Origin of the sequence: Peribacillus sp. NJ11, from assembly GCF_030348405.1 — a bacterium.
Taxonomy (GTDB): domain Bacteria; phylum Bacillota; class Bacilli; order Bacillales; family DSM-1321; genus Peribacillus.
In genome coordinates this window covers 991864-1014617 of record NZ_JAUCFO010000001.1, presented here as the reverse complement: position 1 = coordinate 1014617, position 22754 = coordinate 991864, and the positions used below count along the sequence as shown (strand labels likewise).

The window sequence follows — 22754 nt, the reverse complement described above, 5'->3', positions numbered from 1 at the left end:
ATTGTCTACAACTTTATTCAAAACGAAAATTCTTAAGGAGGAATTCCCTATGATGTTTGGTCGTTTTACTGAAAGAGCACAGAAAGTATTAGCATTAGCCCAAGAAGAGGCAATCCGTTTAGGTCATAATAATATTGGCACGGAACATATCTTACTGGGTCTGGTCCGAGAAGGTGATGGCATTGCAGCCAAAGCGTTATATGCTCTTGGATTGGGACCGGATAAGATTCAGAAAGAAGTGGAAAATTTAATTGGCCGTGGACAGGATACGGCTCAAACGATACATTATACCCCAAGAGCTAAGAAAGTCATTGAGCTTTCCATGGATGAGGCGAGAAAATTAGGTCATTCATATGTTGGAACAGAGCATGTACTTCTTGGCCTGATACGAGAAGGGGAAGGTGTAGCCGCCCGCGTGTTGAATAATCTGGGAGTAAGTTTAAATAAAGCCCGACAACAGGTATTACAACTTTTGGGCAGCAATGAATCAGGTGGTCATCAAGGTTCAGCTGCTTCAAATGCTAGCACACCGACACTGGATGGCCTTGCCCGTGATTTAACGGCGATTGCCCGGGAAGGAAGCTTGGATCCCGTTATCGGAAGAAGTAAGGAAATACAGCGTGTCATTGAGGTATTAAGCCGTCGTACAAAAAATAACCCAGTATTAATCGGTGAACCTGGGGTAGGTAAAACAGCCATTGCTGAAGGGCTTGCCCAACAGATCATCAATAATGAGGTACCTGAAATTTTACGAGATAAACGCGTAATGACCCTAGATATGGGTACTGTTGTGGCAGGTACTAAATATCGGGGTGAATTCGAGGACCGATTGAAGAAAGTGATGGATGAAATTCGTCAGGCGGGTAATATCATCTTATTCATCGATGAATTGCACACATTGATTGGTGCAGGCGGTGCAGAAGGTGCAATTGATGCCTCCAATATCCTTAAACCATCATTGGCCCGTGGTGAATTACAATGTATCGGTGCTACCACTTTGGATGAGTACCGTAAGTATATTGAAAAAGATGCTGCGCTTGAACGTCGTTTCCAGCCAATCCAAGTAGATGAACCGACCATGGAAGAATCCATTCAAATTCTCAAGGGTTTGCGTGACCGTTATGAAGCCCATCACCGTGTCTCGATTACTGACGAAGCGATTGATGCCGCAGTCAAATTATCCGACCGTTATATTTCCGATCGCTTTTTACCGGACAAAGCGATTGACTTGATTGATGAAGCTGGATCCAAGGTTAGGTTACGTTCATACACAACGCCACCAAACTTAAAGGAACTTGAAGTGAAGCTAGATGATGTGCGTAAGGAAAAGGATGCTTCCGTTCAGAGCCAGGAATTTGAAAAAGCTGCTTCGCTTCGCGATACAGAACAACGCTTAAGAGAACAATTGGAAGAAACGAAAAAGACTTGGAAAGAAAAACAAGGGCAAGAGAACAGTGAAGTGACTGTGGATGATATTGCGCACGTGGTATCCAGCTGGACGGGAGTTCCAGTCACTAAACTGGCGCAAACAGAGTCAGATAAACTGCTTAATATGGAATCAATCCTCCACGATCGCGTAATTGGGCAAGAAGAGGCCGTCATTGCGGTTTCTAAAGCAGTACGACGCGCAAGAGCAGGTTTGAAAGATCCTAAACGTCCAATTGGTTCATTCATCTTCTTGGGACCTACAGGGGTCGGTAAAACCGAGCTTGCCCGTGCTTTAGCTGAATCCATTTTTGGTGATGAAGATGCTATGATCCGTATAGATATGTCCGAATATATGGAGAAACATTCGACTTCACGTCTTGTTGGATCCCCTCCAGGATATGTTGGATACGAAGAAGGCGGACAGTTAACGGAAAAAGTGCGGAGGAAACCATATTCAGTCGTTCTGCTTGATGAAATAGAAAAGGCTCATCCAGATGTCTTCAATATTCTTCTTCAAGTTTTGGAAGATGGAAGACTGACTGATTCCAAGGGGCGTACTGTCGATTTCAGGAATACCATTCTGATTATGACATCGAATGTAGGGGCGTCTGCCTTAAAAATTGATAAGTATGTCGGCTTTAACATCCAGGATACCGGCCAGGATTACAAAAATATGAAAGGGAAAGTGATGGAAGAACTCAAACGAGCATTCCGTCCGGAGTTCCTGAATCGTATTGATGAAACTATCGTGTTCCACTCATTAGAGAAGGATCATTTAAAACAAATCGTCACATTAATGTCAAATCAGCTTACTACCCGTTTGAAAGAACAGGAAATATACTTGGAACTTACAGATGCGGCTAGAGAAAAAATTGCTACGGAAGGTTTCGATCCTGAATATGGGGCACGACCAATCCGCAGGGCGCTTCAGAAGCATGTTGAAGATTATCTTTCCGAGGAGTTGCTTAAGGGTAACGTGAAAAAAGGGCAAACGGTCGTGATGGATGTCGTGAATAATGAGTTTGCAATCCGACAAGGTGAACCTGTTAATGTAAGTGAATAACCTGATTCTAAACTTCGAGGTACACGGCAGATTTTTTTGCAGTGTACCTCTGTTTTTTATCCATAGGTAGAAATGAGTATAAGTTGGACAATGTAGAGTGATTATTTTTTTAAAAAAACTTAGCCTTAAGAAGGTTTAAATAAAACAGAGATATAATATCCTTAATATAGGTATTTTTTCCAAAGAAAGAGGAGTAATTTATGGCTGTAAAGAAGAAAACCAAATTTATGTGTCAGTCTTGTGGATATGAGTCCGCGAAATGGATGGGGAAATGCCCAGGTTGCGGTGAATGGAACAAAATGGTCGAGGAAACTGAAATCGTTAAACCTGCTAGAAAAGGTGCTTTTACCCATTCAGAGGTTAGAGGTTCCGGGGAACGGGAAAAGGCAGCGCCCATAACTACTATTCAATCAGAAAAAGAACCACGGATTAAGACGGATTTAATGGAATTGAATCGTGCTCTTGGGGGCGGGATTGTACAGGGGTCACTTGTATTGATCGGAGGCGATCCGGGTATAGGTAAATCCACCCTACTTTTGCAGGTATCCTCCCAATTGGCACATAAACAGAAAAAAGTGCTTTATATATCAGGTGAAGAGTCAGTCAAGCAAACCAAATTGAGAGCGGACCGGCTTGGGACCATGTCAGAAAATCTATTCGTCTATGCTGAAACCGATATGGACTATATCCAACAGGCGATTACAGAGGTAAAACCGGATTTGGTCATTATTGACTCCATTCAAACGGTGTACCATTCGGAGGTTACATCTGCCCCGGGAAGCGTTTCACAAGTTAGGGAATGCACAGCCTCACTCATGCGCATTGCTAAAACGAATGGGATTGCGATCTTTATCGTCGGACACGTTACAAAAGAAGGGGCCATTGCAGGGCCACGGCTGCTTGAGCATATGGTAGACACCGTTTTATATTTCGAAGGTGAAAGACACCATACATATCGAATCATACGTGCTGTCAAAAACCGATTTGGTTCGACGAATGAGATGGGTATATTTGAAATGAAAGAACATGGTTTGGAAGAGGTCGCGAATCCATCGGAAATTTTCCTTGAAGAAAGGTCTCAAGGAGCTTCGGGTTCCACAGTCGTCGCATCCATGGAAGGAACAAGGCCGGTGCTTGTTGAAATTCAAGCATTGATTTCACCTACTAGTTTTGGCAATCCAAGGCGAATGGCCACAGGGATAGACCATAATCGAGTTTCGCTCTTAATGGCTGTTCTGGAAAAGAGAGTGGGCTTGCTGCTCCAAAACCAAGATGCGTATTTAAAGGTTGCTGGTGGTGTCAAGCTGGATGAACCGGCAATTGATCTCGCTGTCGCAATCAGCATTGCCTCTAGTTTCCGTGATAAACCAACAAACCCTACGGATTGCATCATTGGTGAAGTGGGGCTGACTGGTGAGGTAAGAAGGGTGTCAAGAATTGAACAAAGGGTGCAAGAAGCAGCAAAACTAGGGTTTGAACGAGTTATCATACCGGCTAATAATATAGGGGGATGGACCGCGCCAAAAGGTATTAAGATCGTTGGTGTTTCATCGGTTTCGGAGGCTCTTCAACAATCGTTAGGGGGGTAAGTATGACAGATAAAAAAGGGTATGAGAAAACAAAATTGGAGATTCTGCAAATTGTAGCTCCAGGTACCCCGCTTCGGGAGGGTATTGAAAATGTCCTGAGGGCAAATACGGGTGGTTTGATAGTGGTTGGATATAACGAGAAGGTTCGAACTATCGTAGATGGCGGCTTCGAAATCAACTGTAGCTGTACCCCAAGTACATTGTATGAGTTGGCGAAGATGGACGGGGCAATCATTTTAAATGAAAAAGCCGATACGATCATTTTCGCAAATGCCCAATTAGTGCCGGATAACAGTACACCTTCCACTGAAACGGGAATGCGGCATCGGACAGCGGAACGTGTAGCAAGGGAGACCAAGTCGTTGGTCGTCGCAATATCACAACGCCGGAATGTCATCACTTTATATCAAGGCAATTTCCGGTATGCCCTCAAAGATATAGGGGTCATACTTGCTAAGGCTAATTTAGCCATTCAAACCTTGGAAAAATACAAGGTGGTCCTACAGCAGAGCATATCAGTATTAGGAGCATTAGAGTTTGAGGAAATCGTGACCTATGCCGATCTTTTGCAGGTATTGCACCGTTATGTAATGGTACTCAGAATCAAAGCGGAGCTACTTACTTACCTTAATGAGCTTGGTACGGAAGGAAGATTGATCCGTCTGCAAATGAATGAAATCCTGGCAGATATTGAAACGGAAGGAAAGTGGCTTATCAAGGATTATATTTCCAGTAATGATGAAAAACCAGAGGATATCATTTTTCGGCTTCAAGAGTTGGCCATGCAGGAAAAATTGGACGAAAGCATACTTCTAAAGGTGCTGGGCTATCACGGATACATACATCTTGATGAGTCAGTACATCCCCGTGGTTACCGTATTCTTCATAAGATTCCACGCTTGCCGGGTTTGATTATCGAAAATTTAGTGAAACAGTTCGGAAGCTTTAGCGAAGTCAATAAAGCTACAGTTCAAAACCTTGACGATGTAGAGGGTATTGGCGAAGTCCGTGCCAATAAAATTAAAGAAGGACTCCGCATTTTAAAAAATCAGTTGGTCACAAATAGAAGGATGTAAGGTGCAGCTGGCCTTTAAAATTTCTCTGGATTAGCTTGAAATTGATTAGTGTTTATTTTTGACACTCAAAACTCAGGGTGCTAGGCTAATATTACGAAAAAGAGAAGGAGTCATATTAGTAAATCCACTAATTCCTTAAGTGAATTTCACGTATATAATGAAAACGAATTTTCGAAGGTTTCATTTTATTTTATTGGTCAATAATGAGTAGAGGGAGGTGAAAGGGATGTTAAAACGCATTATACAAGCATGCTTCTTAATAGTCGGCGGAACACTTGGTATGTTACTTATTCCAGAATTATTAATTGTATTACATGCAGACGATATTGCTTTAATAAACAATCCTTATGTAAGTGTACTGTTGGGTGCCATTATCTTTTATCTTATTACTTTTTGGGCAGTAGATCATGTGATCTATTTTATGAAGTGGCTGGAGGAACAGCTTGTTAAGATACCGATTACGGACATAATCTTTGGCAGCGTCGGTCTTTTAGTGGGACTGCTTGCGGCGTTCTTGGTTGGTTCCGCCTTCAGTGCCATCAAGGTGGTTCCTATCATCCTTACGCTTTTATTTGGTTATCTTGGTTTCCAGGTGGGCTTTAAAAAACGTGATGAACTATTGAGTTTATTTACGAAAAATAATAAGAAAAAGAATACTGATGGTGAAGTAAGTGAAGAGGACGAAGAGGGGTATAGCAAGCGGCTGAAGATTCTCGATACAAGCGTCATCATTGACGGTAGAATTGCGGATATCTGTCAGACAGGCTTTCTGGAGGGTACCATAGTCATCCCTCAATTCGTATTAAACGAACTACAGCACATTGCTGATTCATCTGATGCATTGAAAAGGAATCGTGGAAGACGTGGTTTGGATATCCTGAATCGGATTCAAAAAGACCTTCCGATTAAAGTGGAGATGTACGAGGGAGATTTTGAAGACATCCAGGAAGTGGATAGTAAACTTGTGAAGCTTGCCAAAATATCGGGCGGAATGGTCGTTACCAATGATTTCAATTTAAACAAAGTATGCGAGTTTCAAAATGTGGCGGTCCTTAATATCAATGACCTTGCCAATGCCGTAAAACCTGTTGTACTTCCTGGGGAAGAGATGAATGTTCAGGTCATTAAGGACGGGAAAGAGCAGAACCAGGGCATTGCTTATTTAGACGATGGTACAATGATCGTTGTAGAGGGTGGTCGTGACCATATTGGGAAACGAATCGATGTACTTGTCACAAGTGTACTGCAAACCTCTGCAGGACGTATGATATTCGCTAAACCGAAACTATTAGAAAAAGCATTATAAAGAAGAGTAGGAGAAACCGTTATGTTTTATGAAGTAGTGATACCTGCAGCTGGACAAGGAAAAAGAATGAAGGCGGGCAAGAATAAACTTTTTATTGAACTATCGGGTATCCCGATTATTGTTTATACACTTCGTGTCTTTGAAGAAGATCCTGACTGTCGGGGGATTATCCTTTCGATAAACCCGGCAGAAAAGGATTATTTCAGTCAATTGATAGCAACGTATGGGCTTAAAAAGGTCAAGAAACTCGTCTTTGGTGGCAAGGAGCGCCAACAAAGCGTTTATAATGGGCTGCAACATGCTGGGGAAGAAATCATCCTGGTCCACGACGGGGCTCGCCCTTTTATCAATCCAGGGCAAATCAGAGAATTGACTACCGCAGCTTCCCTTCATGGAGGTGCTGTCATTGCAGTGCCCGTAAAGGATACGATTAAAAAAGTTACTGATAAAAAGGTATTGGAAACGGTGGAACGATCAAGCTTGTGGGCGGTACAAACTCCACAAGCTTTTCGTGTATCCATATTAAAAAGGGCGTATGAACAGGCAGAGGCTGAAGCTTTTTTAGGGACGGACGATGCAAGTTTGCTAGAACGGATCAATGAACAGGTAGTTATTATTGAGGGCAATTATGATAATATTAAAATTACGACTCAGGAAGACCTATATTTTGCAGAAGCGATTTTACATAAACAACAACATGGAAAACGATGATTGGGGAGAATGATATGTTTCGAATTGGACAAGGATATGACGTTCATCAGCTTGTAGAGGGTAGACCCTTGATTATTGGCGGAATTACGATTCCGCATGAGAAAGGTTTGTTAGGTCATTCGGATGCGGATGTACTTTTGCATACTGTTGCTGATGCCTGCTTGGGGGCAATCGGTGCAGGGGATATCGGTAAGCATTTTCCGGATACCGATCCTGAATTTAAAGATGCCGATTCGGCAAAACTGTTGCAGTATATTTGGGCGATTGTAAAAAAAGAAGGATATTCCTTAGGTAATGCGGACTGTACAATCATTGCACAAAGCCCGAAAATGGCACCGTATATTGAGGAAATGCGAGGCAGGATTGCAGAACTTTTAGATGCCTCGATAGATAGAATTAATGTAAAGGCGACCACTACAGAGAAACTTGGATTTACAGGCAGAAGCGAAGGAATCGCGGCACAGGCTGTTGTCTTATTGGTTAAATCAAACTAATTTGTTTTTAGAGTGGATGCCTTTAACCAAATGTATATAAATGATAAAATAAACAATAGAAAAGAACGACTGGGAGGTCTATATATATCATGAGCAGTGATATTCGAGTTCGCTATGCACCGAGTCCGACTGGACATTTACATATAGGTAATGCACGGACGGCTTTATTTAATTATTTATACGCACGAAACAAAGGTGGGAAATTCATCATCCGGATTGAAGATACCGACCAAAAGAGAAATATTGAAGGTGGAGAGGAAAGTCAGCTTAAATATTTGAAATGGCTTGGTATGGACTGGGATGAAGGTGTGGATGTTGGCGGTGAATACGGGCCATATCGTCAATCAGAAAGGAACGACCTTTATCAGGAATTGTATCAAGAGCTTTTAGGTAAGGGTTTGGCATATAAATGCTATTGTACGGAAGAAGAGCTTGAAGCAGAGCGTGAAGGACAGGTCGAACGGAATGAGACGCCAAAATATTCAGGGAAGTGCAGGCATTTAACTGAAGAAGAGCAAAGTGAACTAGTGGCTGAAGGACGAAAACCTAGCATTCGCTTTGGCGTTCCAGCGGGGAAAGTCCTTACTTTCAAAGATATGGTCAAGGATGACGTTTCGTTTGAAACAGATGGTTTTGGTGATTTTGTTATCGTTAAAAAAGATGGCATACCGACCTATAACTTTGCAGTGGCAGTCGATGATCACTTGATGAAGATTTCCCATGTCCTTCGCGGTGATGATCATATCTCCAATACTCCGAAACAATTGATGATTTATGAAGCATTCGGATGGGAACCGCCGGTATTCGGACATATGACGCTAATTGTAAACGAAAGCAGGAAGAAACTGAGTAAACGTGATGAATCGATCATTCAATTCATTGAGCAATATGAAGAGCTTGGTTATGTACCTGAGGCTTTATTCAATTTCATTACATTATTAGGATGGTCTCCGGTCGGGGAGGAAGAGATTTTCACGAAAGAAGAGTTCATTAATCTTTTCGATGCTGATCGGTTGTCTAAATCACCTGCACTTTTCGATAAGCAAAAACTTACATGGATGAATAACCAATACGTGAAGCAATTGGACGTAAATCGTGCAGTGGAATTGTCAATGCCTCACTTAATTAAAGCTGGGAAGGTCTCAGAGACACTAACCGCTGAAGAAGAAGAGTGGGTACATGGCCTTGTTTCCCTTTTTCAAGAGCAGATGAGCTATGGAGCGGAAATAGTTAAGCTATCTGAACTGTTTTTCAAGGATGAGGTCGAGTTCGAGCCAGAAGCTAAGGAAGTATTGGCAGAAGAACAGGTACCGGAAGTCATGAAAGCTTTCCTTCAGGAAATCGAAGGGCTTGAAGAATTTAATGCGGATGAAATCAAGAAGTCGATTAAAGCGGTACAAAAAAGCACAGGGCATAAAGGAAAAAAATTATTCATGCCGATAAGGGCGGCCGTCACGGGTCAAACACATGGTCCTGACTTGCCTAAGGCCATTTCATTACTGGGCAAAGAAAAAATTAAACAGCGTATTCAGAGTATTTTATATTAACAATTTGTCGAAAATGTAATATAGTATTTAATAATCTTACAAAAGAACGCGTAGATGGGGAGAAGTAAGTAAACGAAGCTTTTTAGAGAGAACCATAACCTGCTGAAAGTGGTTCAGGCCTCTCGTTTTCTGAAATGCACCCTTGAGTCCTTTGCTGAACTAACCTATAGTAGGCACAGGCGGAATGTCCTCCGTTACAGGGATTAAAGTTGGGGATGAAAAAACAGGGGAAAGCTTTACCTGCTTCGTTATTCCAAACAGAGTGGAACCGCGCTTAAAGCGTCTCTGTCTATTTGGACAGAGACGCTTTTTTATATGCATTAAAAGCTTCAAAAGGGGATGTAGGAAAAGGACGGAACATAGGGGGGAATCATTTTGTTAAAGATGTTTAAAGAGGATATCGAAGTGGTTTTTGATCAAGATCCTGCTGCGCGCAGTTATTTGGAAGTCATTTTGACGTATGCGGGTTTACATGCGATTTGGAGTCATAGGATGGCTCACGCACTATTCAAGAAGAAGTTCTTTTTCCTAGCGAGAAGTATTTCTCAAATCAGCCGGTTTTTTACCGGAATTGAAATTCATCCAGGAGCTACCATTGGCCGTCGTTTCTTCATTGACCATGGAATGGGGATCGTCATTGGCGAAACTTGTGAGATTGGTGACAATGTGTCTGTCTTTCAAGGTGTAACCCTTGGGGGGACAGGAAAGGAAAAGGGAAAACGTCATCCTACGATAAAGGATAATGTATTGATTGCCACAGGAGCAAAAGTGCTGGGTTCCATCACTGTTGGGGAAAACTCAAAAATCGGTGCAGGATCGGTCGTTTTAAAGCAAGTGCCACCTAATTCTACAGTTGTGGGCATTCCAGGTAAAGTAGTCATTCAAGATGGTATCAAAATCAACAAAGACCTAAATCATTGTGATCTTCCTGATCCAATCGCTGATCGCTTTAAGGAATTGGATAGTGAACTCAGGGCCTTAAGAGCGAAGCTGGCTGAACAGAAGCAGGAAGAAAGGAGTCTATAATATGGCGATTAAAATATATAACACAGCTACAAGAAAAAAGGAAACCTTCATCCCGATTGAAGAGGGAAAGGTGAAGATGTACGTATGCGGACCCACTGTCTATAATTACATTCATATTGGTAATGCACGACCGGCAATCGTATTCGATACCGTTCGTAGGTATTTGGACTACCGTGGATATGATGTGCAATTCGTTTCGAACTTTACGGATGTGGATGATAAGCTGATTCGTGCGGCAAAAGAATTGGGCGAAGATGTCCCGACAATATCAGAGCGTTTCATCAAGGCTTATTTTGAAGATGTGTCCGCATTGGGCTGCAAAAAAGCGGATGCTCACCCAACCGTAATGGAGAACATGGATGCAATCATTGAATTCATCTCGGCATTGATTGAAAAAGGATTTGCTTATGAATCTGAAGGGGATGTGTATTACCGTACCCGTAAGTTTGAGGGGTATGGAAAACTTTCACATCAGTCCATCGATGAGCTGCGAGTAGGGGCCCGTATTGAAATAGGTGAGAAAAAACAAGATGCCCTTGATTTTGCCCTTTGGAAAGCGGCCAAGGATGATGAAATATCTTGGGAGAGCCCGTGGGGAAAAGGGCGTCCTGGCTGGCATATAGAATGCTCCGCAATGGTCAAAAAGTATTTGGGGGATACAATCGATATTCATGCAGGGGGTCAAGATCTAGCTTTCCCGCATCATGAAAATGAAATTGCACAATCCGAAGCTTTGACAGGTAAGACCTTTGCGAATTATTGGATGCATAACGGGTATATAAATATTGAGAATGAAAAAATGTCTAAGTCATTAGGCAATTTCGTTCTTGTGCATGACATCATTCAGAAGCATGATCCACAAGTGTTACGCTTCTTTATGTTATCCGTACATTACCGTCATCCCATCAATTATAGTGAAGAAGTGCTTGAAAATGTAAAAGCGTCCCTTGATCGGTTAAGGACATCTTATCAAAACTTAAAGCATCGCCTTCAGGTAAGCGACGGATTGACTGAGAATAATGATATTTGGTTGGAGAAGCTTAATGGATTACATGAACAATTCATTAAGGAAATGGACGATGATTTCAACACAGCTAATGCAATATCCATACTCTTCGAACTTTCCAAACAGGCAAATTATTACTTGATGGAGAAAAACACAGACAAGGAAGTCATTGATGCTTTCCTTGAAAAATTCAATACCTTATTTTCTGTCCTAGGTTTGTCACTTGAAGAAGCGGGGCTTTTGGATGAAGAAATCGAAGGTTTGATCCAGCAGAGAATTCAAGCGCGGAAAGACCGCAATTTTGGGTTATCTGATGAAATTCGTGATCGTTTGAAAAACATGAATATCATATTAGAGGATACCCCTCAAGGTACAAGATGGAAAAGAGGGTAATTAATGCTTCATTACGATAGTAACGTAGATGCAAAAATGCTGAACAGTCTGGCTTTAGCTTATATAGGTGATGCTGTATACGAAACGTATATCCGGCATCATCTCATTCAAAATGGTGCGGTCAAGCCCAATCTACTTCACAAAAAAGCTACATCTTTTGTAGCGGCTAAAGCTCAAAATAAGATTATCCATTTTTTCCTTGAGTCAGATTGGTTATCGGAAGAGGAATCCGCTGTGGTTCGGCGTGGCCGAAATGCAAAATCCGGTTCGGTCCCGAAGAATACGGATGTGCAAACGTATCGCTACAGTACCGCTTTCGAGGCACTTATGGGATTTTTGTACTTATCCGGTCGAATAGAAAGAATGGAAGAACTAATCAAAAAATCTATTGAATACATTGAAGAAGAAAAGGGGAGTAACCCATGAGCGAAGAATATATCATTGGCAGAAACCCCGTATTGGAAGCTCTTCGCTCCGAACGGGATATTAATAAAATTTGGATAGCCGAAGGCTCACAAAAAGGCTCGATGCAACCACTTATCGGTCTGGCGAAGGAAAAGAAGGTATTCGTGCAAATCGTGCCGAAGAAAAAAATTGACCAAATGGCAGAAGGCATCCATCAAGGTGTTGTCGCACAAGTGGCTGCATATGAATATGTGGAATTGGATGACCTATTCGCAAAAGCGGCTGAACGGGACGAAGCACCTTTTTTCATGATTCTTGATGAAGTTGAAGATCCGCATAATTTAGGTTCGATCATGAGAACGGCTGATGCAGTCGGTGCCCATGGAATCATCATTCCAAAAAGAAGAGCTGTGGGCTTGACGGCAACAGTGGCGAAAGCTTCAACTGGTGCAATCGAATATATTCCGGTTGCTCGCGTGACAAATTTGGCAAGAGCAGTGGAAGAGTTGAAAGAGCGAGGGGTATGGATAGTGGGTACCGATGCGAAAGGCAGCGATGATTACCGTAACATGGACGGAAAGATGCCTATCGGACTTGTTATCGGTAGCGAAGGAAAAGGTATGGCCCGGTTAATGAAGGATAAATGTGATTTTCTCATCCGTCTTCCCATGGCAGGACAGGTAACTTCGTTAAATGCATCGGTAGCAGCCGGTTTATTGATGTATGAGGTTTATAGAAAAAGAAATCCTCTAGGGCAATGATGGGATGAACATTCTGTTGGTGGACGGTTATAACATTATTGGAGCCTGGCCGGAACTGAGAGAATTAAAAGAACGGGATCTTGCTGCTGCAAGAGACCGGTTGATTGAAATGATGGCGGAATATCAAGCATTTACCGGATACCGTGTAATTGTCGTATTTGACGCTCAATATGTTCAGGGGATTGCCCGTATATTCAAAAATCATAAAGTTGATGTAATTTTCACAAAAGAAAATGAAACTGCGGATGAAAGAATAGAAAAGATGGCCATTGAACTGAATAACGTCAAAACGCAAATCCAAGTGGCAACCTCTGACTTTACAGAACAGTGGGTGATCTTTGGCCAAGGGGCTCTAAGGAAATCCGCTCGTGAACTGCTTATTGAAATGGAAGAAATTCAAGGGGAAATCAAGAAAGATGTCAGAAAAACAACGACAATAAAACCCGCGGTTAAAATTCCTTTAAGTGAAGAAGTGGCAGAAATTTTCGAAAAATGGCGCCGAGGTAAAATTTGAACCATTGACGGGTAAATTTTACCTGCTGTATAATATTTCTATCTGAGTCAGGTCAGGGGGATATAATGTGGGTCTCAAATTCGGAATGAAGCTGAACGAAAAGTATCTGCAGTTTGAGGATGATGAATTGATAGGGTTGGTTCACACTGGTGATAGTGAAGCGCTGGATTATTTGATCCAAAAGTATCGTAATTTTGTTAGAGCAAAAGCAAGGACTTATTTCTTAATTGGTGCAGATAAGGAAGACATCGTGCAAGAAGGTATGATTGGTTTATATAAAGCCGTCCGTGATTTTAAAGGGGATAAGTTATCTTCCTTTAAAGCATTTGCAGAACTGTGCATTACGAGGCAGATCATAACAGCTATCAAAACAGCAACACGTCAAAAACATATTCCGCTCAATTCCTATGTTTCCCTGGACAAGCCCATTTATGATGAGGAATCGGACCGAACTCTAATGGATATTATATCGGGTACGAAAGTTTTGGACCCGGAAGAACTTATCATCAACCAAGAAGAGTTTGACGATATCGAATTAAAGATGGCCGAGCTCCTGAGTGATCTTGAGAGAAAAGTGTTAGCTCTTTACCTGGATGGACAAACCTACCAAGAAATTTCGGAAGAGTTGAACCGGCATGTTAAGTCAATCGACAACGCCCTTCAGCGGGTGAAAAGAAAGCTCGAGCGCTACCTGGAAGTAAGGGAAATCAGTTTATAATCCCTCCGCTTTTTCCGCTTAATTTCATCTGTCCCTTCTCCACATGGAAGTTTATTATTCACTGAAATTTTTAATGGTATGTTAAGAAAACAATGGTTTGATTTCCGGTATCCATAATGGGCGAAACCCGCTTTGACATTGACAATAAAAGACAGCCGTGATAAGGTTTTATGGATATAGTAGATAGGATAGGTGTATCTAATGCGAAAAAAAATAGTTCTTGCCTGCACTGATTGCGGTTCAAGAAATTATAGTTATGAGAGCAAACAATCGACAAGCGGAGAACGCCTGGAAATCAAGAAATTTTGCAGTACGTGCAATTCACACTCGATTCATAAAGAAACGAAATAACCGTTTTATAAATAGATTGACAGAAGCTTCTAATGCTTGGAGGATACATTCATGAAACGTTTTACCGAATTTTTCAGCGGAGTCGCTCGCGAAATGCAAAAAGTAAGCTGGCCTAAACGCAAGGAGCTTACCAAATATACAATCGTGGTAGTGACGACTGTATTGTTTATGGCTTTATTCTTTACAGTGGTCGATTTGGGCATTTCCGAATTAATTCGCTTAGTTATTGAATAAGAGATTCGAAAATAAGGTATAATAGTGATAGAATAATATGTGTCAGCAGAAAAGCCCGGAAACGGGTTTTTTAATTTGTCTTTTTTAAGAAGTGAAGAAGTTCAAAATCGAGCACTGCTGTAATATGAATCATCATAATTTATTCTAGTTAAGTCGGGATGACGACGGTTTGGTATTTTGGCTAAAACGTTCAAAGATAAAGATTAATAAAGAAAATGATTGATTGCAGGGAGGGAAGGACGTTAAAGTCCTAACACATGGAAAAGAATTGGTATGTAGTTCACACCTATTCAGGTTATGAGAATAAGGTTAAGGCTAACTTGGAAAAACGTGTTGAGACTATGGGGATGGAAGACAAGATCTTTCGCGTTGTAGTTCCAGAAGAAGAAGAAACAGAAATTAAAGATGGCAAAAAGAAAGTGACCAAAAAGAAAGTATTCCCAGGTTATGTACTGGTTGAGATTATCATGACGGATGATTCTTGGTATGTTGTCCGGAATACGCCTGGCGTAACAGGTTTCGTAGGTTCATCTGGAGCTGGGTCAAAACCGACTGCGTTGCTGCCGGAAGAAATTGAAGTCGTTCTTAAACGAATGGGCGTGGATGAAAGTAAATTCGAAGTTGATTTTGAAATCGGTGAAACGGTTCAAGTTAAAGAAGGACCATTTGCAACCTTTGCAGGACCTATTGAAGAACTTGATAAAGATAAAGGTAAAGTAAGGGTTCTAGTCAATATGTTCGGTCGTGATACACCGGTTGAACTTGATTTTAATCAAGTGGAAAAATTATAAACGGAAAAAAACTTGAAATTGTCTTTAGAAAGTGGTAAAATTTCAAAGGTCAGTATGTTTCAATTTTTAGGCCTCAACGATACAAGCATTCTTTATTAATATATAAAGAATTCAAGATGAGTGGGAGGGTATATCCCTATTACCACATCACGGACTTATAAGGAGGTGTGTCTCGTGGCTAAAAAAGTAATTAAAATGGTTAAATTGCAAATTCCTGCTGGTAAAGCGAATCCGGCACCGCCAGTCGGTCCTGCATTAGGTCAAGCTGGTGTAAACATCATGGGATTCTGTAAGGAGTTCAACGCTCGTACAGCAGATCAAGCTGGTCTAATTATTCCTGTTGAAATCACGGTATTTGAAGACCGTTCATTTACATTCATTACAAAAACTCCACCGGCTGCAGTATTGCTTAAGAAAGTAGCTGGTATCGAGTCTGGTTCTGGTGAACCTAACCGTAAAAAAGTTGCTACAGTCAAGCGTGATCAAGTGCGCGAGATTGCTGAAACTAAAATGCCTGACCTAAACGCTGCAAGCGTTGAAGCTGCAATGCGTATGGTTGAAGGTACTGCTCGCAGCATGGGTATTGTCATCGAAGACTAATCCATGTAATTGCTATTTGTTTCTACGGGGTTGCGATTGATACTCGCAACCTTTATTCGTGGGAGGTTATACCGTTAAAACCACAATTTAGGAGGATTTATATCATGGCGAAAAAAGGTAAAAAGTATCTTGAAGCAGCTAAGCTTGTAGAAGTTTCTAAGGCTTATGCTGTAACTGAAGCAATCGAAGTTGCTAAAAAAGCTAACTTCGCAAAATTCGATGCGACTGTTGAAGTTGCTTTCCGTTTAGGCGTAGACCCTAAGAAAGCTGACCAACAAATTCGTGGAGCGGTTGTTCTACCGAATGGTACTGGTAAAACTCAACGCGTATTAGTATTCGCTAAAGGCGAAAAAGCAAAAGAAGCGGAAGCTGCTGGTGCTGACTACGTTGGCGAATCTGACTTCATCAACAAAATCCAACAAGGATGGTTCGAATTCGACGTAATCGTTGCGACTCCAGACATGATGGGTGAAGTTGGTAAACTTGGCCGTGTATTAGGACCTAAAGGATTAATGCCTAACCCTAAAACTGGCACTGTAACATTCGACGTAACAAAAGCTGTTAATGAAATCAAAGCTGGTAAAGTTGAATACCGCGTAGATAAAGCTGGTAACATCCATGCTCCAATCGGTAAAGTATCTTTCGAAGATGCTAAACTAGTGGAAAACTTCACTACTATCTATGATACGTTAATGAAAGTTAAACCTGCGGCTGCTAAAGGAACTTACATGAAAAACGTTTCTGTAACTACTACAATGGGCCCTGGTGTGAAAGTTGATCCTTCTACTTTCAATAAATAATAATTGACATTCCAAAACTATTGTTGTTATAATAAGTTTTGTTGTGAATAAATGAATATCATTTGTACCGTAGACAGTAGGTGCTCGTTACGAGCTTAATTCCCTGCCGAGGTAATTCGATAATAATAGTCCTTGACTATGACTTTTGAAATTACTGCCTTCATGTCTGCAATAGAGATGAAGGCTTTTTCTTTGAAACGGTATAAATGTTTTCAAGCAAATCTACAGGAGGTGTAAGGATGAACGCAATTATTGAACAAAAGCAAAAAATCGTTGCTGAGATTACTGGTAAATTAACTGCAAGCCAATCAACAGTAGTTGTTGACTACCGTGGATTGACTGTTGCTGAATTAACAGAACTTCGTAAGCAACTTCGTGAAGCTGGCGTTGAGTTTAAAGTTTACAAAAACTCTTTAACTCGCCGTGCTGCTGAAAGTGCTGAACTTAGCACTTTAAACGAATCTCTAACAGGACCAAACGCAATTGCATTCTCAACTGAAGATGTTATTGCGCCAGCAAAAATCCTTAACGATTTTGCGAAAAAACATGAAGCGTTAGAAATCAAAGCTGGAGTTATCGAAGGAAATGTTGCAACTGCTGAAGAAATTAAAGCTCTTGCAGAACTACCTTCACGCGAAGGCCTACTTTCAATGCTACTCAGCGTGCTACAAGCACCTATGCGCGGACTTGCTCTTGCTACAAAAGCTGTTGCAGAGCAAAAAGAAGAACAAGGCGCGTAAGCTAACCGCTTATTCAGCCTGCTGATTCAAAAAAAAACCAACCATTTCGAGGAGGAAATAATAATGACTAAAGATCAAATCATTGAAGCAGTTAAAAATATGACTGTTTTAGAATTAAACGACCTTGTAAAAGCAATCGAAGAAGAATTTGGCGTAACTGCTGCTGCACCTGTAGCTGTAGCTGCTGCTGGTGGCGCTGCTGCTGAAGAACAAACTGAGTTTGATGTTATCCTTACATCTGCTGGAGATCAAAAAATCAAAGTTATCAAAGCTGTACGTGAAGTTACAGGTCTTGGACTTAAAGAAGCAAAAGAACTTGTTGACAACACTCCAAAAGCAATCAAAGAAGGCGCTACTAAAGAAGAAGCTGAAGAAGTTAAAGCTAAACTTGAAGAAGTTGGAGCTGGCGTTGAAGTTAAGTAATCTTGCATAAACAAAAAGCTCGCTATCACTGGCGGGCTTTTTTCTTCATTTTAATGAAATGACGGAAATACGCCGTTAATGGTTTGATTAATTAAGAGGTTTCGTTATTCAAACATTCCGGCATGCAAGCATCCATTCTTCAAATCTCTTCTCTCATTAAATCTTCAATATTCCTTTCTGATAGGGGGAGATGACTCTGACAGAGCATTACTACTCACATAAACCGGATGTCGTAAGCAATCCGAAGTTTTGGGATTTTACATTAAAGGGACGTACCTTTCGCTTCAAAAGTGATAATGGTGTTTTTTCGAAAAAGGAAGTTGATTTCGGATCGCGTCTTTTGGTTGAGAGTTTTAACCTTAATGAAGCTGTGGAAGGAGATATTCTTGATGTTGGTTGCGGTTATGGACCAATCGGAATATCGATTGCGGCAGCTTATCCCGATAGAGCGATAGAAATGATTGATATAAATAGCCGGGCAGTTGAGTTGTCAAAAGAGAATGCAGCTACTAATGGGATCGTAAATGTGAAGATTTACGAAAGTGATCGTTTTGACAAAGTTGGCTCCAATCAATTCGCGGCAATTCTTACGAACCCTCCCATTCGCGCAGGCAAAAGTGTAGTCCACGAAATTTTAGAAGAAAGCTATCGCAGTTTGGTAGCTGGTGGAGAATTATGGGTTGTCATTCAAAAAAAACAAGGGGCTCCATCCGCAATGGATAAAATGGAGCAATTATTTGGCAATATTGAAGTGCCCGTTAAGAAAAAAGGTTACTATATACTATTATCCAAAAAGGTTTGACTCTAAATTTTCGCTATGTTAGTATTATAAAATGCATATATATAATTCCGTAACTATGCAATTTTTATACCATTGGTGTATAACCAATGGATAATATGGGAAAAATATATAAATAATAGTTCGTTTTATGAGAAATAGTGGTTTTTAAAATAAAAACCATTTTCTTTTTGTCTATGGAAATGATTCCTTTTCCGGGGCAAATGGATCCTTATAACGCTTGATTTAAGGGGTGAATCAGTTGACAGGTCAACTTGTTCAGTATGGACGACACCGCCAACGTAGAAGTTATGCAAGAATCAGTGAGGTTTTGGATCTTCCGAATCTGATTGAAATTCAAACAGCTTCTTATCAATGGTTTCTAGATGTAGGTTTAAAGGAAATGTTCCAGGATATTTCTCCTATTGAGGATTTTACAGGTAATTTATCGTTAGAATTCATCGATTACAGCTTAGCTGAGCCGAAGTATTCTGTGGAAGAAACAAAAGAACGCGATGTTACGTATTCTGCACCACTTCGTGTGAAAGTACGCCTTGTTAACAAAGAAACAGGGGAAGTGAAAGACCAGGATGTATTTATGGGCGACTTCCCGCTGATGACTGAAACAGGTACATTTGTCATCAATGGTGCTGAACGGGTAATTGTATCCCAATTAGTGCGCTCACCGAGTGTTTACTACAACGGTAAAATGGATAAAAACGGTAAGCTCGGGTTCTCTGCGACCGTCATTCCTAACCGTGGCGCATGGCTCGAATATGAAACAGATGCCAAGGATGTTGTGTATGTTCGAATCGATCGCACCAGGAAATTACCGATAACGGTATTGATGCGTGCCCTTGGATTCGGAACTGATCAAGAAATCATTGATTTGATTGGTGACAACGAATACCTTCGCAACACTCTTGAAAAGGATAACACCGAGAGTGTAGAAAAAGCATTGCTAGAAATCTATGAGCGTCTACGCCCAGGTGAACCACCTACTGTCGATAACGCGAAAAGTCTTTTAGTATCTCGCTTTTTCGATCCGAAACGTTATGATTTAGCTAACGTAGGTCGTTATAAAATAAACAAAAAACTGCATATTAAGAACCGTTTATTCGGACAACGTATTGCAGAGACTTTGATTGATCCTGAAACAGGGGAAATCATCGTTGAAAAAGGTACAATGCTTGATCGTCGGACTCTTGATAGGATTCTGCCTCATATCGAAGCTGGAATCGGATTCAAAACTTTCCATCCATCAGGTGGCGTAGTAGAGGAAGAAACTCTTCTTCAACCTATTAAAGTCTTTGCACCAAACGATGCTGAAGGCGAAAAAGTGATCAATATCATCGGGAATGCCTATGTGACCGACCAGGTCAAAAACATTACACCGGCTGATATCATTTCTTCCATTAGTTATTTCTTTAACTTATTGCATGGTGTGGGAATCACGGATGACATTGACCATTTAGGTAACCGTCGTCTGCGTTCCGTTGGTGAATTGCTGCAAAACCAATTTAGAATTGGTTTATCCCGTATGGAGCGTGTCGTTCGTGAAAGAATGTCTATTCAAGATACGAATACAATCACTCCGCAGCAACTAATTAACATTCGCCCAGTCATTGCGTCTATTAAAGAGTTCTTTGGAAGCTCACAGCTTTCCCAATTCATGGATCAAACGAATCCGCTTGCTGAATTGACGCATAAACGTCGTCTATCTGCATTGGGACCTGGTGGTCTGACACGTGAGCGTGCTGGCTTTGAAGTACGTGACGTTCATTATTCCCACTATGGCCGTATGTGTCCGATTGAAACGCCTGAGGGCCCGAATATTGGTTTGATTAACTCATTGTCCAGTTTTGCAAAGGTAAACCCATATGGTTTCATTGAAACACCATATCGCCGTGTGAATCCTGAAACTGGTAGAATTACAAGCCAAATCGATTACTTAACAGCTGATGAGGAAGATAACTATGTAGTTGCCCAAGCGAATGTACGTCTATCAGATGACGGCTCATTCCTTGATAATGATGTTGTTGCACGTTTCCGCGGTGAAAATACCGTTGTTCCGCGTGACCGCGTAGATTACATGGATGTATCTCCTAAACAGGTTGTATCTGCTGCGACAGCATGTATTCCTTTCTTGGAGAATGATGACTCCAACCGTGCCCTTATGGGAGCGAACATGCAACGTCAAGCAGTGCCTTTGCTACAACCGGAAGCCCCTCGAGTTGGAACGGGTATGGAATATGTTTCAGCGAAAGACTCCGGTGCTGCTGTCATCTGTAAACACCCTGGTATCGTAGAGCACGTTGAATCACGTGAAGTATGGGTTCGCAGGGTAAGTGAAGTTGACGGACAGCAAGTAAAAGGAAACCTTGATAAATACCGTCTATTAAAATTCATTCGTTCTAACCAAGGAACGTGCTATAATCAACGCCCTATCGTCAGTGTTGGCGACAACGTCGTAAAAGGTGAAATTCTTGCTGATGGTCCTTCAATGGAAAAAGGTGAGTTAGCACTTGGACGTAACGTATTGGTTGCCTTCATGACATGGGATGGGTATAACTATGAAGATGCCATCATCATGAGTGAGCGATTGGTTAAAGATGATGTGTACACTTCTATTCATATTGAAGAATATGAGTCTGAATCACGCGATACGAAATTAGGACCTGAAGAAATCACCCGTGATATCCCTAATGTAGGGGAAGATGCGCTTCGTAATCTTGATGAGCGCGGAATAATCCGTGTTGGTGCTGAAGTAAAAGACGGAGACCTTCTAGTGGGTAAAGTCACGCCTAAAGGTGTAACGGAACTGACTGCTGAAGAACGTCTATTACATGCAATCTTCGGTGAAAAAGCTCGTGAAGTAAGGGATACATCACTTCGTGTACCTCACGGCGGCGGTGGAATCGTTCTTGATGTTAAAGTATTTAACAGAGAAGACGGCGATGAACTACCTCCTGGTGTAAACCAGCTCGCACGTGTATATATCGTACAAAAACGTAAAATCCATGAAGGCGATAAAATGGCTGGACGACATGGTAACAAAGGGGTAATCTCCAGGATCCTTCCTGAAGAAGATATGCCTTATTTACCAGATGGCACTCCAGTCGACATCATGTTAAACCCATTGGGTGTACCTTCACGTATGAACATCGGTCAAGTGTTGGAGCTTCACTTAGGTATGGCTGCACGCGCACTTGGCATTCATGTAGCATCTCCTGTATTCGATGGTGCTACTGAGGAAGACGTTTGGGGTACGATTGAAGAAGCCGGGATGTCTCGTGATGCAAAAACTGTCCTTTATGATGGCCGTTCAGGTGAAGCTTTCGATAACCGTGTATCCGTTGGTGTCATGTATATGATCAAACTGGCACATATGGTCGATGATAAACTTCACGCACGTTCAACTGGACCTTACTCCCTTGTTACGCAGCAACCACTTGGTGGTAAAGCGCAATTTGGTGGACAGCGTTTCGGTGAGATGGAAGTATGGGCACTTGAAGCTTATGGTGCTGCTTATACATTACAAGAAATCCTAACCGTTAAATCAGATGATGTCGTAGGTCGTGTTAAAACGTACGAAGCGATTGTCAAAGGTGAAAATGTCCCTGAACCAGGCGTTCCTGAGTCCTTCAAAGTATTGATTAAGGAGCTTCAAAGTTTAGGATTGGATGTTAAAATTCTTAATGCCGAAGATCGTGAAATCGAAATGCGTGATTTGGAAGATGAAGAAGAAGCCAACCAAGCAGACAAATTAAGCCTTGATTCAGAAACTAAAGATATGGTTGCTTCCGAAGTAGGGGCACCTGTCAAAGAATAAATATAAACATCTAGTTATATATCACCCGCTCTGACTGGCAGCAAGATGTTTCTTTGAAGATCATGCTGCCTTGTTAGAGCCTTATTGATTCAATCAACCATCATCCGGTGTAAGATTGCCTGATACTTGACGGCAATCGAGGGTTAAACCTGGAGATTAAAAGGGAGG

At 41.5% G+C, this 22754-nt stretch carries 22 protein-coding genes and 2 other annotated features; all 22 genes read left to right on the top strand.

Annotation, left to right across the window (positions count from 1 at the left end; all coding sequences use genetic code 11):
- The first annotated feature begins 49 nt into the window (after positions 1-49).
- The 22 genes from clpC (at position 50) to rpoB (ending at position 22586) form a co-directional block, all read left to right on the top strand.
- Complete coding sequence (gene clpC / locus QUF86_RS04950; RefSeq protein ID WP_289318630.1) at positions 50-2491, top strand: ATP-dependent protease ATP-binding subunit ClpC; 2442 nt, start codon at positions 50-52, stop codon at positions 2489-2491.
- 200 nt (positions 2492-2691) lie between these two features.
- The gene (gene radA, locus QUF86_RS04945) at positions 2692-4080 is read left to right on the top strand and encodes a DNA repair protein RadA (RefSeq protein ID WP_289318631.1); all 1389 of its coding nucleotides are present in this window, start codon (positions 2692-2694) and stop codon (positions 4078-4080) included.
- Positions 4081-4082: 2 nt separating this feature from the next.
- Complete coding sequence (gene disA / locus QUF86_RS04940; RefSeq protein ID WP_289318632.1) at positions 4083-5156, top strand: DNA integrity scanning diadenylate cyclase DisA; 1074 nt, start codon at positions 4083-4085, stop codon at positions 5154-5156.
- Between the two features lie 226 nt (positions 5157-5382).
- The gene (locus tag QUF86_RS04935; protein WP_289318633.1) at positions 5383-6462 is read left to right on the top strand and encodes a PIN/TRAM domain-containing protein; all 1080 of its coding nucleotides are present in this window, start codon (positions 5383-5385) and stop codon (positions 6460-6462) included.
- Positions 6463-6483: 21 nt separating this feature from the next.
- The gene (ispD, locus tag QUF86_RS04930; RefSeq protein WP_289333734.1) at positions 6484-7173 is read left to right on the top strand and encodes a 2-C-methyl-D-erythritol 4-phosphate cytidylyltransferase; all 690 of its coding nucleotides are present in this window, start codon (positions 6484-6486) and stop codon (positions 7171-7173) included.
- 14 nt (positions 7174-7187) lie between these two features.
- Positions 7188-7667 (top strand): 2-C-methyl-D-erythritol 2,4-cyclodiphosphate synthase, encoded by a 480-nt coding sequence (ispF, locus tag QUF86_RS04925; RefSeq protein ID WP_095395284.1) that lies wholly within the window; start codon positions 7188-7190, stop codon positions 7665-7667.
- A gap of 89 nt (positions 7668-7756) precedes the next feature.
- A complete protein-coding gene (gene gltX, locus QUF86_RS04920; protein ID WP_289333733.1) occupies positions 7757-9214 on the top strand; it encodes a glutamate--tRNA ligase in 1458 nt (485 codons plus the stop codon).
- Between the two features lie 42 nt (positions 9215-9256).
- Positions 9257-9504, top strand: a binding site (T-box leader).
- 85 nt (positions 9505-9589) lie between these two features.
- Entirely contained in the window at positions 9590-10240 is a 651-nt protein-coding gene (gene cysE, locus QUF86_RS04915) for a serine O-acetyltransferase (RefSeq protein ID WP_289318636.1), read from the top strand.
- Position 10241: 1 nt separating this feature from the next.
- Positions 10242-11639, top strand: coding sequence for a cysteine--tRNA ligase (cysS, locus tag QUF86_RS04910; protein WP_289333732.1), 1398 nt, complete (start codon positions 10242-10244; stop codon positions 11637-11639).
- A 3-nt stretch (positions 11640-11642) separates the two neighbouring features.
- Positions 11643-12065 carry a Mini-ribonuclease 3 gene (locus QUF86_RS04905; RefSeq protein WP_289323324.1) on the top strand — a complete coding sequence of 141 codons (423 nt, stop codon included), beginning with the start codon at positions 11643-11645 and terminating at the stop codon, positions 12063-12065.
- Positions 12062-12805, top strand: a complete 744-nt coding sequence (rlmB, locus tag QUF86_RS04900) for a 23S rRNA (guanosine(2251)-2'-O)-methyltransferase RlmB (protein WP_289318639.1) — start codon at positions 12062-12064, stop codon at positions 12803-12805. Before QUF86_RS04905 ends, rlmB begins: the two co-directional genes overlap by 4 nt.
- Positions 12806-12809: 4 nt before the next feature.
- Positions 12810-13319 (top strand): NYN domain-containing protein, encoded by a 510-nt coding sequence (locus tag QUF86_RS04895; RefSeq protein ID WP_289318640.1) that lies wholly within the window; start codon positions 12810-12812, stop codon positions 13317-13319.
- A gap of 85 nt (positions 13320-13404) precedes the next feature.
- The gene (gene sigH, locus QUF86_RS04890) at positions 13405-14037 is read left to right on the top strand and encodes an RNA polymerase sporulation sigma factor SigH (RefSeq protein WP_094246690.1); all 633 of its coding nucleotides are present in this window, start codon (positions 13405-13407) and stop codon (positions 14035-14037) included.
- A 201-nt stretch (positions 14038-14238) separates the two neighbouring features.
- Positions 14239-14388 (top strand): 50S ribosomal protein L33, encoded by a 150-nt coding sequence (gene rpmG / locus QUF86_RS04885; RefSeq protein ID WP_081113075.1) that lies wholly within the window; start codon positions 14239-14241, stop codon positions 14386-14388.
- Between the two features lie 51 nt (positions 14389-14439).
- On the top strand, positions 14440-14622 hold the full coding sequence (gene secE / locus QUF86_RS04880; RefSeq protein WP_214751063.1) for a preprotein translocase subunit SecE: 183 nt from the start codon (positions 14440-14442) through the stop codon (positions 14620-14622).
- Between the two features lie 257 nt (positions 14623-14879).
- Complete coding sequence (gene nusG / locus QUF86_RS04875; RefSeq protein ID WP_289323327.1) at positions 14880-15413, top strand: transcription termination/antitermination protein NusG; 534 nt, start codon at positions 14880-14882, stop codon at positions 15411-15413.
- Positions 15414-15587: 174 nt separating this feature from the next.
- Positions 15588-16013 carry a 50S ribosomal protein L11 gene (gene rplK, locus QUF86_RS04870; RefSeq protein WP_063235791.1) on the top strand — a complete coding sequence of 142 codons (426 nt, stop codon included), beginning with the start codon at positions 15588-15590 and terminating at the stop codon, positions 16011-16013.
- Positions 16014-16117: 104 nt separating this feature from the next.
- Complete coding sequence (gene rplA, locus QUF86_RS04865) at positions 16118-16813, top strand: 50S ribosomal protein L1 (RefSeq protein ID WP_061440375.1); 696 nt, start codon at positions 16118-16120, stop codon at positions 16811-16813.
- Positions 16814-16862: 49 nt separating this feature from the next.
- Positions 16863-17013, top strand: a sequence feature (ribosomal protein L10 leader region).
- Between the two features lie 39 nt (positions 17014-17052).
- A complete protein-coding gene (rplJ, locus tag QUF86_RS04860) occupies positions 17053-17553 on the top strand; it encodes a 50S ribosomal protein L10 (RefSeq protein ID WP_207439800.1) in 501 nt (166 codons plus the stop codon).
- Positions 17554-17616: 63 nt separating this feature from the next.
- Positions 17617-17976, top strand: a complete 360-nt coding sequence (rplL, locus tag QUF86_RS04855) for a 50S ribosomal protein L7/L12 (RefSeq protein WP_289318642.1) — start codon at positions 17617-17619, stop codon at positions 17974-17976.
- A 196-nt stretch (positions 17977-18172) separates the two neighbouring features.
- Entirely contained in the window at positions 18173-18778 is a 606-nt protein-coding gene (locus QUF86_RS04850; RefSeq protein ID WP_289336188.1) for a class I SAM-dependent methyltransferase, read from the top strand.
- 238 nt (positions 18779-19016) lie between these two features.
- A complete protein-coding gene (gene rpoB, locus QUF86_RS04845) occupies positions 19017-22586 on the top strand; it encodes a DNA-directed RNA polymerase subunit beta (RefSeq protein WP_289318643.1) in 3570 nt (1189 codons plus the stop codon).
- Positions 22587-22754 lie beyond the last annotated feature (168 nt).

Excerpts from the sequence above, each read along its gene's own strand:
- disA (WP_289318632.1), top strand. The coding sequence starts at position 4,083 with ATGACAGATAAAAAAGGGTATGAGAAAACAAAATTGGAGATTCTGCAA.
- cysS (WP_289333732.1), top strand. The coding sequence starts at position 10,242 with ATGGCGATTAAAATATATAACACAGCTACAAGAAAAAAGGAAACCTTC.
- QUF86_RS04935 (WP_289318633.1), top strand. The coding sequence starts at position 5,383 with ATGTTAAAACGCATTATACAAGCATGCTTCTTAATAGTCGGCGGAACA.
- QUF86_RS04905 (WP_289323324.1), top strand. The coding sequence starts at position 11,643 with ATGCTTCATTACGATAGTAACGTAGATGCAAAAATGCTGAACAGTCTG.
- ispF (WP_095395284.1), top strand. The coding sequence starts at position 7,188 with ATGTTTCGAATTGGACAAGGATATGACGTTCATCAGCTTGTAGAGGGT.
- radA (WP_289318631.1), top strand. The coding sequence starts at position 2,692 with ATGGCTGTAAAGAAGAAAACCAAATTTATGTGTCAGTCTTGTGGATAT.
- sigH (WP_094246690.1), top strand. The coding sequence starts at position 13,405 with ATGAAGCTGAACGAAAAGTATCTGCAGTTTGAGGATGATGAATTGATA.
- gltX (WP_289333733.1), top strand. The coding sequence starts at position 7,757 with ATGAGCAGTGATATTCGAGTTCGCTATGCACCGAGTCCGACTGGACAT.
- rplL (WP_289318642.1), top strand. The coding sequence starts at position 17,617 with ATGACTAAAGATCAAATCATTGAAGCAGTTAAAAATATGACTGTTTTA.
- nusG (WP_289323327.1), top strand. The coding sequence starts at position 14,880 with ATGGAAAAGAATTGGTATGTAGTTCACACCTATTCAGGTTATGAGAAT.
- rplA (WP_061440375.1), top strand. The coding sequence starts at position 16,118 with ATGGCGAAAAAAGGTAAAAAGTATCTTGAAGCAGCTAAGCTTGTAGAA.
- rlmB (WP_289318639.1), top strand. The coding sequence starts at position 12,062 with ATGAGCGAAGAATATATCATTGGCAGAAACCCCGTATTGGAAGCTCTT.
- QUF86_RS04895 (WP_289318640.1), top strand. The coding sequence starts at position 12,810 with ATGAACATTCTGTTGGTGGACGGTTATAACATTATTGGAGCCTGGCCG.
- rplJ (WP_207439800.1), top strand. The coding sequence starts at position 17,053 with ATGAACGCAATTATTGAACAAAAGCAAAAAATCGTTGCTGAGATTACT.
- ispD (WP_289333734.1), top strand. The coding sequence starts at position 6,484 with ATGTTTTATGAAGTAGTGATACCTGCAGCTGGACAAGGAAAAAGAATG.
- rpmG (WP_081113075.1), top strand. The coding sequence starts at position 14,239 with ATGCGAAAAAAAATAGTTCTTGCCTGCACTGATTGCGGTTCAAGAAAT.
- secE (WP_214751063.1), top strand. The coding sequence starts at position 14,440 with ATGAAACGTTTTACCGAATTTTTCAGCGGAGTCGCTCGCGAAATGCAA.
- clpC (WP_289318630.1), top strand. The coding sequence starts at position 50 with ATGATGTTTGGTCGTTTTACTGAAAGAGCACAGAAAGTATTAGCATTA.